Source organism: Xanthobacter sp. AM11 (assembly GCF_047444035.1).
Taxonomy (GTDB): Bacteria; Pseudomonadota; Alphaproteobacteria; order Rhizobiales; family Xanthobacteraceae; genus Xanthobacter.
Window position 1 is genome coordinate 1,023,499 of the sequence record NZ_JBLAOA010000001.1, and the last position, 13,794, is coordinate 1,037,292.

Here is a 13,794-nt window from a genome sequence, read left to right on the forward strand (position 1 = left end):
TGAGCGGAAAGATCAGCTTCATCGAGGAGGCCTGCCTCGCCAAGGGCATGAGGATGACCGAGCAGCGGCGCGTCATCGCCCGCGTGCTGTCGGGCGCGCAGGACCACCCGGATGTGGAGGAACTGCACCGCCGCGCCGTGGCCATCGACGACAACATCTCCATCTCCACCGTCTACCGCACCGTGAAGATGCTGGAGGATGCCGGCATCATCGAGCGGCACGATTTCGGCGATGGCCGCGCCCGCTACGAGCAGATGCCCGACGAGCATCACGACCACCTCATCGACCTGCGCTCGGGCCGGGTCATCGAGTTCCGCTCGGAGGAGATCGAGGCCCTGCAGGAGGCTGTCGCCCGCCGGCTCGGCTTCAAGCTGTGCGGCCACCGCCTTGAACTCTATGCCGTGCCCCTCGACGAGGACGACGCCCCGTGACATCCCCCGGCGGGGATGGCGCCAAGGTCCCGCCTGACGCCAAGGAACCGCTGCGCGCGCCCGGCGAAAGCGCCGGGGTGGGTCCCCTGGGGCCGGAGCGGCCGGGCCTGTCGCGTCTTCTCGACCGGCTGCGGCTGGCGGCCGTGCTCACCGCCGTGGCGGCGGTGACGCTCATCGGCATTCCTGCGCAATGGATCTGCCTGCGCCTGCGGCTTCCCGCCCGGCGCACCATTCCCGCTTTCTATCATCGCATCCTGTTGCGGCTCCTCGGCGTGCGGGTGCGGGTGCGCGGCGCCCCGGCGGCCGGCCGGCCGCTGCTGATTCTCTCCAACCACGTCTCCTGGCTGGACATTTCTGTGGTGGGCTCTCTCACCCCCTTGTTCTTCGTGGCCAAGAGCGAGGTGGAGGGCTGGCCGGTCATCGGCCTTCTGGCGAAGTTCCAGCGCACCGTGTTCGTGGACCGGCAGCGGCGCCATGCCACCGGCGCGGTGAACCGGGAGATTGCCGGCCGCCTGCAGGAGGGCGACCCGGTGGTGTTGTTCGCCGAGGGTACATCCAGCGACGGCAACCGTGTCCTTCCCTTCCGCACGGCGCTGGTGGGGGCGGTGCGGGAGGCGTTCGCCACCGCCGGCGAAGTGGTGGTGCAGCCCCTCGCGGTGTCCTATGTGGGCCTGCAGGGCGTGCCCATGGGCCGGCGGCATCGGGCGCTGGCGGCCTGGTATGGCGACATGGACCTCGCCCCGCACCTGATGGAGGTGCTGCGCCACGGTGCCATCGACGTGGAGGTGGCCTTCGGCGCGCCCCTGCTGCTGGACGCGGCCCACGATCGCAAGAGCGTCACCCGCCAATGCGAAGAGGCCGTGCGGACCCTGAGCGCGCGCGCCCTCGCCGGCCGGGCGGAGTGAGACGCACGCGCCCCTTGCCTCCGGCGGCCGCCTCCGGCATCACCGCTCCATGACCACCCTTGCCGCTCTCGGCTTCGGCTATTGCGCCCGCCACCTTGTCGCGTCGCATCCGCAGGCCTTCACCCGAACCATCGGCACCGCCCGCACACCGGAGCGGCTGGGGGCGCTTTCCCCCGGCATCGAGCCGCACCTGTTCGATGGGGAAAGCCTTCCCGATGGGTTGGCCGTCGCCCTTGGCGATACCGACGTGCTGCTGGTGTCGGCCCCGCCGGACGGGCGGGGCGATCCGGTGTTGCGCTGCGCGGCGCCGGTGCTGGAGCGGGGCCGCCTGGCGCAGGTGGTCTATCTCACCACCCTTGGCGTCTATGGCGATCATGACGGCGCCTGGGTGGACGAGGCCACCACCCCGCGCGCCGGCTCCCCGCGCCTGGAACGGCGCCTTGCGGCGGAAGCCCAGTGGCGCGCCTTCGGCCAGCGGCGCGGCGTGGCCGTGAGCGTGCTGCGCCTTGCGGGCATCTACGGGCCGGGGCGCAATGCCCTGGTGCAACTGCGGGCCGGGGAGGCCCGGCGCATCGAAAAGCCGGAGCAGGTGTTTAACCGCATCCATGTGGACGACATTTCCAGCGCCATCCTGGCCGCAGTGGCGCGCCGGTTCGACGGCATCGTCAACGTGACCGACGATTTGCCGGCTTCCCCCGCCGACCCCATCGCCTTTGCGGCGGAGCTGCTGGGGCTGCCGGTGCCGCCGGCCATCGCCTTCGCCGACGCGGCGCGGGAGATGAGCCCCATGGCCCTCACCTTCTGGGCGGCCAACAAGCGCGTCGCCAATCGCCGCATGAAGGAGGAGCTGGGGGTTGCCCCGGCCTATCCCACCTATCGCGAAGGGCTGCGGGCACTGTTCGCGGCGGGGGATTAGAGCGCGATCCGCTCGAACGCGAGATAGGTGGGAACGCGCCCGTCCTCCAGGGCCTTGGCCTCGTAGCGCGTGCCGGGCCAGTGGGGATAGGGCCGGCGCCAGTCGTCGGCCCGTTCGGCGGTCCAGCGGAAGCTGCCGTGGGCGTGCACCGCGGCCAGCGTCCAGCCGACGTAATGGGGCACGTCGGACGCGAAGCGGAAGGTGCCGCCCGGGCGGATGGCGCGGGCGAGGCGGTCCAGATTGTCCGGCCGGACGAACCGGCGCTTCCAGTGGCGCCGCTTGGGCCAGGGGTCGGGATAGAACAGGTCGGCGCCTTCCAGGCACGCCGCCGGCAGGCGGTCGAGCAGCAGGGCGGCGTCCTGGTCGAACAGGCGGATGTTGCCGAGGCCGCTCTTTTCCAGGTCCACCAGCATGCGGGCCATGCCGTTGATGAAGGGCTCCACCCCGATGAAGCCGAAGTGCGGGCGCAAGGCGGCATGGGCGAGGAGATGCTCGCCGCCGCCGAAGCCGATTTCCAGCCACAGGCCGTCGCGCGGGGTGGGGAACAGGGCCTGCGGGTTTTCCGCCGCATCGAGGGCGAAGCGATGGACCGGCAGCAGGCGCGCCATGGCGTCCTGCTGGGTGCCGCGCAGGGATTTGCCGATGCGCCGCCCGTAGAAGGCGCCGCGCCGTTCGGGATCGTCGGTCATGGGTTCCAATGGACAAGCAAGCGCGCCGGCCGCCCACGCGATGGGGGCCGGCGGCGTGAATTCGGCCGCCGCGGCCTCAGGCCATCGCCGCCTTGAGGGCATCGACAAGGTCGGTGCGCTCCCAGGAGAAGCCACCGTCCGCTTCCGGCGCGCGGCCGAAATGGCCATAGGCGGCGGTGCGGGCGAAGATGGGGCGGGTAAGGCCGAGATGCTCGCGGATGCCGCGCGGGCGCAGGTTCATCACCTGGCGCAGCACGTCCTCCAGCTTGGCCTCGTCGACATTGCCGGTGCCATGCAGGTCCACATAGACCGCCAGCGGGTCGGACACGCCGATGGCATAGGCCAGCTGGATGGTGGCACGATCGGCGAGGCCGGCGGCCACCACGTTCTTCGCCAGGTAGCGCGCGGCATAGGCCGCCGAGCGATCCACCTTGGTGGGGTCCTTGCCGGAGAAGGCGCCGCCGCCGTGGGGCGCCGCGCCGCCGTAGGTGTCCACGATGATCTTGCGGCCGGTGAGGCCGCAATCGCCGTCCGGGCCGCCGATGACGAACTTGCCCGTGGGGTTCACGTGCCAGACCGTATCCTTGGAGATCCAGCCCTCGGGCAGGGTGCCGCGGATATAGGGCTCGACGATGGATTTCACGTCGTGGGACGAGAGGTTCTCGTCCAGGTGCTGGGTGGACAGCACGATCTGGGTGACGCCCACCGGCTTGCCGTCCTCGTAGCGGACGGTCACCTGGCTCTTGGCATCGGGGCCGAGGGCGTGGGTCTCGCCGGAATGGCGGGCCTCGGCCAGCGTCTTCAGGATCTTGTGAGCGTAGAAGATGGGCGCGGGCATCAGCTCCGGGGTCTCGCGCACGGCATAGCCGAACATGATGCCCTGGTCGCCCGCGCCCTCATCCTTGTTGCCGGCAATGTCCACGCCCTGGGCGATGTCGGCCGACTGGGCGTGCAGCAGCACGTCGATGTCGGCGGTTTCCCAGTGGAAGCCGTCCTGCTCGTATCCGATGTCCTTGATGGCCAGGCGGGCCACGTGGGACAAAAGGTCACGGGTGATGGAGGAAGGCCCCCGCGTCTCGCCGGCGATGACCACCTTGTTGGTGGTGGCCAGCGTCTCGCAGGCGCAGCGAATCTGGCTCGGGTCCCACCCTTCCACTTCGGCCGTGCGGAAGAAGGTGTCCACCACCTCGTCGGAGATGCGGTCGCACACCTTGTCCGGATGGCCTTCGGAAACGGATTCACTCGTGAACAAGTAGGACTGGCGGGCCATGTCTTCACCCTGATTGCGTCCGCACCGCGTTGCGGCTTGTCGCTCTTGTGGCAACGCGGCTGCGAACGGTCAAGGTCGCGGCAGGAAAAACGTTCGACAAAACGAACGCTTCAGGTTTCCGCTTCTCCGGCGATGGCGATGACGAGATCAACGATCTTCCGCCGGACCTTGGGGTCGGAAATGCGCATGAAATTGCGGGTGAGGGTCAACCCGTCGGACGTGGCAAGGAAATCCGACACGTAGGCGGGGGACTGCTCTTCCGAGAAGCCGACGCCTTCGGGTCCCACGGTGGGTGCGCCTTCGAAGAAGAAGGCCACGGGCACGCCCAGGACAGTAGAAATCTGCTGCAGGCGGCTCGCGCCGATGCGATTGGTTCCCTTCTCGTATTTCTGGATCTGTTGGAAGGTGATGCCAAGATGCTCTCCGAGCTTCTCCTGGCTCATGCCTACCATCATCCGGCGCATGCGCACCCGCGAACCAACGTGCTTATCAATAGGGTTCGGCGCCTTCTTGACCATGTTCTCTCCGGCGGTGTCGGAAAAGATTACTCGTTACTTCGCAATGCGAAGGCTGCCCTGAGTGCGGCGAACATAGGCATACAATCGGCGAGCGTCGATCAACTTCCACGTGTACTGCAACCGCAAATGGGTATCCGGGAAAGGGCAAGGGCGAGGACGAGCAGTGCCGTGAGGATGAAACCAGCATAACGCCCCGCTATGGGAACCGTTTCCAGCGAAAGGGGAAGCGGGCCATCCACGAGCGATTCCTCGCCCAGTGGGGAATATGCGACGATACGTCCCAGGGGGTCGATGATGGCGGAGATGCCGGAATTGGCGGCACGCACCAGCGGAAGGCCCTCCTCCACCGCGCGAATCCTTGCCTGCGCGAAGTGCTGGTAGGGGCCGGGGGTCGTTCCGAACCAGGCGTCGTTGGTCAGGTTGAGGAGGAAGGCCGGCCGCGGGCCATCGGGAATCACCTTTCCTGGAAAGATAATTTCATAACATACCAGGGGTGCCGCAGGGGGAAGGCCGGGGATGCGCAGGGGTGTCAGCACCGCCCCCGACGAGAAACCACCGCGTACGCGTGTAAGTTGTTCCAGGCCAAGGGCCTCCAGCGTCGCCTGGAACGGCAGATACTCGCCGAACGGCACGAGATGCACCTTGTCCGTATTCTGCAGCACCTGCCCGTTTGCGTCGATGACGCGCACGGAATTGAAGAAGGGCGAGACCTGCCCCTTGGGCGGACTGTCATAGCGCACCGCGCCGGTCACCAGGGTCACGTTGGCCGGCAGGGCGGCGGCGATGGCCTCCGCCGCCCAGGGCTCGCGCTCGTAGATGAAGGGGAAGGCCGATTCCGGCCACACCAGCACGCTCACGTCGGCAAGGCCGCGCGGATAGATCGCGCTCGGCCGCGCGCTGAGGGCGAGATAGCCGTCGAGAATGTCGCGCCGGCGGCCGTAGGCGAACTTCTTGTCCTGCGCCAGATTGGGCTGCATCACCCTGAGCGCCACGCCGGGCCGGGTCTTGATGGGCGTCGCGGCAAGGCGCAGGTGGCCCCACAGCGCGCTTGCGGCCAGGACCAGGGCGGCGGCGAGCACCGCCGCCGGCCCCATCCTTCCCGGCGCCAGCAGCAGCACCGGCGTGGACAGCAGGAGGAGCGCAAGGAAGGTGAGGCCGTACACCCCCACCACCGCGGCGCCCTGCATCAGCAGGATCTGCTCCGAGAAGGCATAGCCGAAGGTGTTCCACGGAAAGCCCGTGAGCACATGGCCCCGCAGCCATTCGCAAAGGGTGAAGGCGAAGGCGAAGGCGAACAGCCGCGCCGCCCCCCGCGACCACAGGAGCCGGGCCAGGGCGGCGCCCAGCGCCGTGAACAGGGCAAGCCCCGCCGGCATGATGAGCACGGCCACCGGCAGCAGCCAGCCGAACACATCGGCTTCCACCAGGAAGGCCGCGCCGATCCACCACAGGGTGGCGAGAAAATAGCCGAAGCCGAACCACCAGCCGGCACCGGCGGCGGCGGCAAGGCGGGTGCGTAGCGGCCCGCGGCAGCCGTCGATGAGCAGCACCAGGATGGGGAAGCTGACCGCCAGGGCCGGCCAAAGGCCCAGCGGCGGCATGGCGAGGCCGGCGAAGGCGCCCGCCGCCGCGGCCACCAGCCGGCGCCGCCAGCCGCTGAGGAAGCGCAGCATCAGCAGCCGTCCGCGCAGGGTGGGTAGGCGCGCGCCGATGGATGCCGGGCGCGGCGGAACAGGCTTGCGGGGAACGGGCTTGCGGGGAACGCTCACGCCCGGCCGCTAGCCTTCGGCGGCGAAGGAGGCGCCGGCCCGTGCCGGATCAAGCTCCCGCGGCGGGATGATGCGCACCTTCTTCACCCGGCGCGGGTCCGCCTCCAGAACCTCCACCTCGAAGCCGCCGGGCAGGGCGATCACCTCTCCGGCCTTCGGCACGCGGGAGGCCACCATCACCAAGAGCCCGCCGAGGCTGTCCACTTCCTCCACCGCCTCCTCGGATGCGAATTGCGGTCCGAGCACCTCCACCGCCGCTTCCAGCGGCGTGCGGGCATCGGCGAGGAAGGAACCGTCCGGCTGCTTGAACAGAAGGGTCTCGGGGGCCTCGTCGTGCTCGTCCTCGATCTCGCCGACGATCTCCTCCACCACGTCCTCGATGGAGACGAGCCCGTCGGTGCCGCCATATTCGTCGATGACCAGGGCGAGATGGGTGCGGGCGGCCTGCATGGAAACCAGAAGGTCCACCGCCGGCATGGAGGGCGGCACATAGAGCAGGCGGCGCACCAAGCCGGCATCTTCCAGGGTGCGGTCGAAATCCATGGCGGCGATGTCGAGCTTGCCGCCCGGCTGGTTGGCAAGGCCGCTCGCCATCACGGCGATGAGATCGCGGATATGGACCATGCCCACCGGATCGTCGAGGGTATCGTCATAGACCACCAGGCGCGAATGGGCGGCGCTCACGAACACCTTCAGCAGCTCGCCGAGGGTGACATCCTTGCGCACGGCCACGATCTCGGCCCGCGGCACCATGATGTCGCCGATACCCACATCCTTCAGGTGGAGGATGTTGCGGAGCATCTTGCGCTCGGAGGGCGTGAACTCGCCTTCCTCCTCGGGTGCGTCCGCAGCGTCCAGCACCTCCACCAGATCGGTGCGGAGGGAGCCATGCGGGCGGAACGTGCCGAGGAGGGCACGCAATCGATCGAGAAAACTCTGGGGCTCGGAAGAGCTGGTCTCGGTCGGCTGGTCGATGTTGGCCATGGTCATTCTTCGCTTCGGCCCGTCAGTCCTGCGGCAGGGCGTAGGGATCGTCGATCCCGAGCCCTGCGAGGATCCGGCGTTCCAGCGCCTCCATTTCCTCTGCTTCGTCGTCGTTCATGTGATCATAGCCCATCAGATGCAGCGTGCCGTGCACCACGAGATGGGAGAGATGATGCGCCGCCGCCTTGGCTTCGGCGGCGGCTTCCGCGCGCACCGTCTCCAGGGCGACGATGATGTCGCCGAGCGGCTGCGGCGCGTCGCTGTCGTCCGGCAGGTCCGGCAAGGGGAAGGACAGCACGTTGGTCGGCTTGTCCAGGCTGCGCCACTCGCGGTTGAGCACGCGGATGCGGGCGTCGTCGGTGAGGGTGACGCTGACCTCGCACGGCGCGGGCACATCCGCGCCCAGGGCGTCGAGGGCGGCGCGCACCGCGGTGATCGCGATCGCCTCGGCGCCGGGCAGCTCGGCCCAGCCGTCGGCCTCGATCAGTACATCGACCGCCACGGGCTCCGGCGTGTCGGGAAGGGCGGCGGGCTGGGGCACGGCTCAGGCCCCCGCCTTGCCGGCCCGGGCGGCGGCCTCGAGCTTCTCATAGGCGGCGACGATGCGCCCGACCAACTCATGGCGCACCACGTCTTCGGCCTTGAAATAGCACACGCCGACCCCCTCCACGCCCTCCAGCAGGCGCACCGCCTCGGCAAGGCCCGACACCTGCCCGTGCGGCAGGTCGGTCTGGCTCGGGTCGCCGGTGACGATCATGTGGGAATTCTCGCCAAGACGGGTGAGGAACATCTTCATCTGCATGGAGGTGGCGTTCTGCGCCTCGTCCAGGATCACCGCCGCATTGGTGAGGGTGCGCCCGCGCATGAAGGCGAGGGGCGCGATCTCGATCTCGCCGGACTGGATGGCCCGCTCCACGAACGGCCGGTCCATCAAATCGTACAAAGCGTCGTAGATGGGGCGCAGATAGGGGTCCACCTTGTCCTTCATGTCGCCGGGCAGGAAGCCGAGGCGCTCGCCCGCCTCCACCGCCGGGCGCGAGAGGATGATGCGGTCCACCATGCGCCGTTCCAGCATGTGCACCGCATAGGCCACCGCCAGCCAGGTCTTGCCGGTGCCGGCGGGGCCGTTGCCGAACACCAGGGTATGGCGCTTGAGGGCGCGGATATAGGCATCCTGCGCCGCCGTGCGGGCGCGCACCGGGCGGCGGCGCAAATGGATCTCGTCGAACGACTGGCGCTGCTCGGCGGGGTCGAAGTCGAACAGGGAGCCCTGCGAGGTGACCTCGCGGATGGCGCCATCCACGTCGCCCTGGCCGATGTCGCGGCCCTTGCGCAGGGCCTCGTAGAGGTGCTCCAGAACCGCACGCGCCTGCTCGCAGGCATCACGTGCACCTTCCAGCGTCACGTGGTTGCCACGTGAATCGGCCTTCACGCCGAGCTTGCGCTCGATCAGGGAAAGGTTGCGCCCATAATGGCCGAAGAGCTGGGTGGCAAGGCGGTTGTCGTCGAAGGCGAGCACCACATGGGTGGGCGCCTCCTCCTCGTCATGCGCCCAGGGCGCGGTGACCGCCGCGCGGGCGGGCCCCGGGGAGGGAACGACGGGACGGTCGCGGTCGCTGCCGGATCTGCGCAAGCTCAGGCCTCCATGGCCGCAAGCGGCCGGGATCGGGCGGGGGAAGCAGGGTCGCTCGCCACCGGGACGCCGGCGAGGCTGTTGGGCCCCACGTCCGTGATGGTGACCGTGAGAAGATCGCCGATGGCGGCGGGCGGATCGTTCACCACCACGCTCTGCAGGTAGGGCGAGCGGCCGATGAGCTGGCCGACCTGGCGGCCGGGCTTTTCCAGCAGGATGTCGAAGGTGCGGCCGCGGCAGCTGGCGTCGAAGGCGGCCTTGGAGGCTTCCAGCAGGCGCTGCAGCTCGGCGAGGCGCTCGGTCTTCACGGCCTCGGGCACCTGGTCGTCATGCTCCGCCGCCGGAGTGCCGGGGCGGGGGCTGTATTTGAAGGAATAGGCGCTGGCGAAGCCGGTGCGGCGCACCAGCTCCAGCGTGTCCTCGAAATCGGCGTCGGTCTCGCCCGGGAAGCCGACGATGAAATCGGAGGACAGGGCCATGTCGGGGCGCGCCGCGCGCATCCGCTCGATGATGGCGAAGAAATCCTCCCGCCGGTGCCGGCGGTTCATGGCGGCGAGGATGCGGTCGGAGCCCGACTGCACCGGCAGGTGCAGATAGGGCATGAGCTGGGGCAGGTCGCGGTGGGCGGCGATGAGGTCGTCGCCCATGTCGCGGGGGTGGGAGGTGGTGTAGCGCAGCCGCGCCAGCCCGTTCACCTGCGCCAGGCGCTGCATGAGGCGGGCGAGGCTCCAGTCCTGCCCGTCCGGCCCCTCGCCGTGGAAGGCGTTCACATTCTGGCCGATGAGGGTGATCTCGCGCACCCCCTGGTCCACCAGGCGCGTGGCTTCGTCCAGGATCTTGGCCACCGGCCGGGAGACTTCGGCGCCGCGGGTGTAGGGCACCACGCAGAAGGTGCAGAACTTGTCGCAGCCTTCCTGCACAGTGACGAAGGCCGCCGGCCCGCGGGCGCGGGTGGCCGCCCGGCTCGGGGCGGGCAGGTGGTCGAACTTGTCCTCGACGGGAAATTCAGTGTCCACCACCCTTTTGCCGGCGCGGGCCTGGGCCAGCAGCTCGGGCAGGCGGTGGTAGCTCTGGGGGCCCACCACCAGGTCCACCACGGGTGCGCGGCGCATGATCTCGGCGCCCTCGGCCTGGGCGACGCAGCCGGCCACCGCGATCATGGTGTCGCTCCCCGCCTCCTGCTTGGCCTTCCGCAGGCGGCCCAGCTCCGAATAGACCTTCTCGGCGGCCTTCTCGCGGATATGGCAGGTGTTGAGGATCACAAGGTCGGCCTGCGCCGGGTCCTGCGTTTCCACGAAGCCCTCGCGCGCCAAGGTATCCGCCATACGATGGGAATCGTAGACGTTCATCTGGCACCCGAAGGATTTCACATAAAGCTTGCGGGGCTCGTGCATGTCGCCGTTTCTGCCGTCCTGAATCATCGCGCGTGGGCGCGACGCGATCGTGACGCCAGCTCTGTCGCCCCCCTCATGGTTCGTGAGCTTTTGATCCTACCGGCAAATGCGCCGGTTGGAAACAGCGGGCGGGCTCGGGGAGAGGCAACGGCCGTGCTCCCGGCGAGCTCCCGCTGGGGCAGGGGGCGCCTGTCCGCCTCACGCCGGCCCCGGTGCTCCGGCTGCGGTTACATCGCCGCGCAGCGCCCGGACCCATTCCTCTTGGACTTGAGCGTCGGCTTCCGCTTCGATCCTGCCGGCGGCATGGGCGGCGAGGACCTCCGCTCCCGCCAGCCGCCCCAGCGCCCACACCGCCGCCCCGCGCACCAGCGGGGCTTCGTCGCCAAGCCGCGCCTCCACCAGGGGCAGGAACGCGGCATCTCCTGAATTGCCGATGGCGATCAGCACGTTGCGCACGAAGCGCGCGCGCCCCGCCCGTTTGATGGGGCTTTTGGGGAAGCGGGCGCGGAAGGCGGCATCGTCCAGCCCCGCCAGCTCGGCCAGCGGCGGCGCGTCGTTCTCCGCCCGGGCGGCAAGCCGGGCCTCGCGGCCGTCCTGGGCAAACTTGTTCCAGGGGCAGGCGGCAAGGCAGTCGTCGCAGCCATAGATGCGGTTGCCCATCAGCGGGCGCAGGTCCCGCGGGATCGGCCCGTTGTGCTCGATGGTGAGGTAGGAGATGCAGCGCCGCGCGTCGATGACATAAGGCGCGGGAAACGCCGCCGTGGGGCAGGCATCCAGGCAGGCCCGGCAGCTGCCGCAATGGTCCTCTTCCGGTGTGCCGGGCACAAGCTCCAGCGTGGTGGCGATGGCGCCGAGGAACAGCCAGGAGCCGAATTCGCGCGAAACAAGGTTGGTGTGCCGGCCCTGCCAGCCCAGCCCGGCCGCCGCCGCCAGCGGCTTCTCCATGAGCGGGGCGGTATCCACGAACACCTTCACGTCGCCAGCGAGGCCGCGCCGGCCCGCCTCGGCCAGGAGGGCGCGGGCCACGCGCTTGAGCCTGGGCTTGATGATGTCGTGATAATCCTCCGCCCGGGCATAGACGGAGATGGCGCCGGCCGCCGGGCGCGCCAGCGCCGCGCGGGGATCTTCAGCCGGGCCGTAGTTCAGCCCCAGCATGATGATGGAGCGGACGTCGGGCCACAGCACGGCCGGGTCGGCGCGGCGGTCCAGGGTCTGTTCCATCCATCCCATGTCGCCATGGGCGCCCTCGGCCACCCAGCGGCGCAGCCGCGCACCCGCCTCGGGAATGGCGCCGGGCCGCGCGATGGCCATGGCGTCGAAGCCTTCCGCCGCAACGATCCGGGCGAGGTGCGCCTCCAGGGCGGGGGCATCCCCCGCGCCGGCCGGCGTCAGAAGTCGAGGTCCGCGTAGGTCTTGGAGGGCGGCATCCCCGGGATGCTCTCGGTCAGCAGGGCGCGGAAGGTCGGGCGCGACTTGATCCGCGCATACCAGTCCCGTGCATGTTCGTCCTCGTCCCACGGCACATCGCCCAGATAGTCGGCCACCGAAAGATGGGCGGCAGCGGCAAGGTCGGCCTGGCTCAGGCGCTCGCCCGCAAGCCATTTGCGGGCCTTGGCCAGCCAGCCGATATATTTGAGATGATAGCGCAGATTGGCCCGCGCCATGCGCAGCGCGGTGGCATCCGGCGGGCCGCCGCCCTGCTCGCGGTTCATGTAGCGCTTGTGGATGCGCTCGCGCACCAGCGGTTCGGTGGACTCCACATACATCTTCTCGTTGAACCAGGCGGAGAGCCGGCGCACCTCCACCCGCCCCGCCGGGTCTTCCGGCAGAAGCCGGTGGTTGCCCAGGGCGAGGCCACGGGTTTCGTCGAGATATTCCGAGATGATGGCGGCGCCGGGCACCGACGCGGCCATCGCCTCGACGATCACCGGCGTCTCGCCGGCCGGGTTGAGCGCCAGGAAGCCGGGCCGGCGTTCCCAGACCCGCTCCTCCACGAGCTCCGGTTCGAGCCCGTACTCCGAGAGCAGCAGGCGGACAAAGCGCGAATGCGGGCAGAAGGGATGATGATGCAGGTACATGAGCCGATTTCGCCGGGGGTGAAGGAAGGGGGGCCAGTCACCCGGCGTGTCCATCATTAGAGCCGGATTCTTTCCGATTGGTTCTCCCGCAGTGCACCGCGGCGGATTGCGCGGCCGGGGGCAGGGGCAAGTCGGCAAATATCGTGAACGGATTGAAAAGGCGCGGAGGACCGGTCTTGCTTGAGTAATTCATGAGCATTTTCAAACCGTCGCGCCCTGTCCCTGCGGCAGTGCGTCCTGTGGCGATCCGGCCACAGGGCCGGCAGAAACCGCCATGTGCCGCGCCCGCGGCCACGCTGCTTTCGGGTCCTGTCATTGCACCTGCGAAGGCGAGGGAACAGGATGGCGCGCCCACACGACCCTCCCTTCGGATCCGCGCTCCATGACCCTCGGCGACATGCTCGAAGCCCTCGTCCTCGGCCTGCTGGAAGGACTGACGGAGTTCATTCCCGTCTCCTCCACCGCCCACATCCTGCTTGCCGGCCACTTCCTCGGCTTCGAGAGCACGGGCCACACCTTCGAGGTGCTGATCCAGCTGGGCGCGGTTCTGGCCATCCTCACCGTCTATTTCCAGCGCTTCCTGAACGTGGCGCAGCAGCTGCCCTCCAATCCGGGGGCGCGACGCTTTGTCCTCGGCATCATCATCGCCTTCCTGCCGGCGGCGGTCATCGGCGCGCTCGCCCACGGCTTCATCAAGAGCGTGCTGTTCGAGACGCCGGCGCTGATCTGCGGCACGCTGATCCTGGGCGGCATCGTGCTTCTGTTCATCGACAAGGTGGTGCCGGAGCCGCGCTACAACAATGCCATGGGCCTGCCGCTGCTGCTGGCGCTCAAGATCGGCTTCTTCCAGTGCCTTGCCATGATTCCCGGCATGTCGCGCTCGGGCTCCACCATCGTCGGCGCCATGCTCATGGGCGTGGACAAAAGGGCGGCGGCGGAATTCTCCTTCTTCCTCGCCTTGCCCACCATGTTCGGCGCCTTCGCCTACGATTTGTACAAGAACCGCAATGCGCTCTCGCTTGACGACGGAATCCTCATCCTCATCGGCTTCGTGGCGGCCTTCTGCGCGGCGGTGGTGGTGATCCGCACGCTTCTGGATTTCGTGGCCAAGCACGGCTATGCGCCGTTCGGCTGGTGGCGCATCGGCGTGGGCGTGGCCGGGCTGATCGGCCTCGCCCTGGTGGGCTGAGGCGCGCCGCGGCGTCTT

14 protein-coding genes are annotated in these 13,794 nt (G+C 69.0%); 4 read left to right on the forward strand and 10 right to left on the reverse strand.

Translation table 11 applies throughout. The features are described 5' to 3' along the window. Positions 1-47: 47 nt before the first annotated feature. Genes ACI7BZ_RS04815 through ACI7BZ_RS04825 form a run of 3 tightly spaced genes read left to right on the forward strand, consistent with a single transcriptional unit; the run spans position 48 to position 2,252 of the window. Positions 48-431, forward strand: coding sequence for a Fur family transcriptional regulator (locus ACI7BZ_RS04815; RefSeq protein ID WP_414119088.1), 384 nt, complete (start codon positions 48-50; stop codon positions 429-431). Further along, positions 428-1,336, forward strand: a complete 909-nt coding sequence (olsA, locus tag ACI7BZ_RS04820; RefSeq protein ID WP_414116058.1) for a lyso-ornithine lipid O-acyltransferase — start codon at positions 428-430, stop codon at positions 1,334-1,336. The genes ACI7BZ_RS04815 and olsA overlap by 4 nt, the downstream gene beginning before the upstream one ends. Before the next feature lie 49 nt (positions 1,337-1,385). Further along, positions 1,386-2,252 carry an SDR family oxidoreductase gene (locus ACI7BZ_RS04825; RefSeq protein WP_414116059.1) on the forward strand — a complete coding sequence of 289 codons (867 nt, stop codon included), beginning with the start codon at positions 1,386-1,388 and terminating at the stop codon, positions 2,250-2,252. Here the strand turns inward: ACI7BZ_RS04825 and trmB are convergent. The 10 genes from trmB to ACI7BZ_RS04875 all read right to left on the reverse strand — a co-directional run bounded on the left by trmB (position 2,249) and on the right by ACI7BZ_RS04875 (position 12,587). Further along, positions 2,249-2,941: a tRNA (guanine(46)-N(7))-methyltransferase TrmB gene (trmB, locus tag ACI7BZ_RS04830; protein ID WP_414116060.1), complete on the reverse strand. Its 693-nt coding sequence runs from the start codon at positions 2,939-2,941 to the stop codon at positions 2,249-2,251. The genes ACI7BZ_RS04825 and trmB overlap by 4 nt on opposite strands. 76 nt (positions 2,942-3,017) lie before the next feature. Continuing rightward, positions 3,018-4,211 (reverse strand): methionine adenosyltransferase, encoded by a 1,194-nt coding sequence (gene metK, locus ACI7BZ_RS04835; RefSeq protein ID WP_414116061.1) that lies wholly within the window; start codon positions 4,209-4,211, stop codon positions 3,018-3,020. Between the two features lie 110 nt (positions 4,212-4,321). Next, entirely contained in the window at positions 4,322-4,729 is a 408-nt protein-coding gene (locus ACI7BZ_RS04840; protein WP_414116062.1) for a helix-turn-helix domain-containing protein, read from the reverse strand. 98 nt (positions 4,730-4,827) lie between these two features. Then, positions 4,828-6,498, reverse strand: a complete 1,671-nt coding sequence (gene lnt / locus ACI7BZ_RS04845) for an apolipoprotein N-acyltransferase (RefSeq protein ID WP_414116063.1) — start codon at positions 6,496-6,498, stop codon at positions 4,828-4,830. 9 nt (positions 6,499-6,507) lie between these two features. Beyond that, positions 6,508-7,488: a hemolysin family protein gene (locus ACI7BZ_RS04850; protein WP_414116064.1), complete on the reverse strand. Its 981-nt coding sequence runs from the start codon at positions 7,486-7,488 to the stop codon at positions 6,508-6,510. A gap of 16 nt (positions 7,489-7,504) precedes the next feature. Continuing rightward, positions 7,505-8,023: an rRNA maturation RNase YbeY gene (gene ybeY / locus ACI7BZ_RS04855; protein WP_414116065.1), complete on the reverse strand. Its 519-nt coding sequence runs from the start codon at positions 8,021-8,023 to the stop codon at positions 7,505-7,507. A 3-nt stretch (positions 8,024-8,026) separates the two neighbouring features. Beyond that, on the reverse strand, positions 8,027-9,115 hold the full coding sequence (locus ACI7BZ_RS04860) for a PhoH family protein (protein ID WP_414116066.1): 1,089 nt from the start codon (positions 9,113-9,115) through the stop codon (positions 8,027-8,029). Between the two features lie 2 nt (positions 9,116-9,117). Then, positions 9,118-10,509 (reverse strand): tRNA (N6-isopentenyl adenosine(37)-C2)-methylthiotransferase MiaB, encoded by a 1,392-nt coding sequence (miaB, locus tag ACI7BZ_RS04865; RefSeq protein ID WP_414116067.1) that lies wholly within the window; start codon positions 10,507-10,509, stop codon positions 9,118-9,120. A 198-nt stretch (positions 10,510-10,707) separates the two neighbouring features. Then, entirely contained in the window at positions 10,708-11,901 is a 1,194-nt protein-coding gene (queG, locus tag ACI7BZ_RS04870) for a tRNA epoxyqueuosine(34) reductase QueG (protein ID WP_414119089.1), read from the reverse strand. After that, complete coding sequence (locus ACI7BZ_RS04875; protein ID WP_414116068.1) at positions 11,898-12,587, reverse strand: glutathione S-transferase family protein; 690 nt, start codon at positions 12,585-12,587, stop codon at positions 11,898-11,900. Before ACI7BZ_RS04875 ends, queG begins: the two co-directional genes overlap by 4 nt. Before the next feature lie 382 nt (positions 12,588-12,969). Between ACI7BZ_RS04875 and ACI7BZ_RS04880 the strand changes: the two genes are divergently transcribed. Further along, positions 12,970-13,776, forward strand: a complete 807-nt coding sequence (locus ACI7BZ_RS04880; protein ID WP_414116069.1) for an undecaprenyl-diphosphate phosphatase — start codon at positions 12,970-12,972, stop codon at positions 13,774-13,776. Positions 13,777-13,794: the final 18 nt, after the last annotated feature.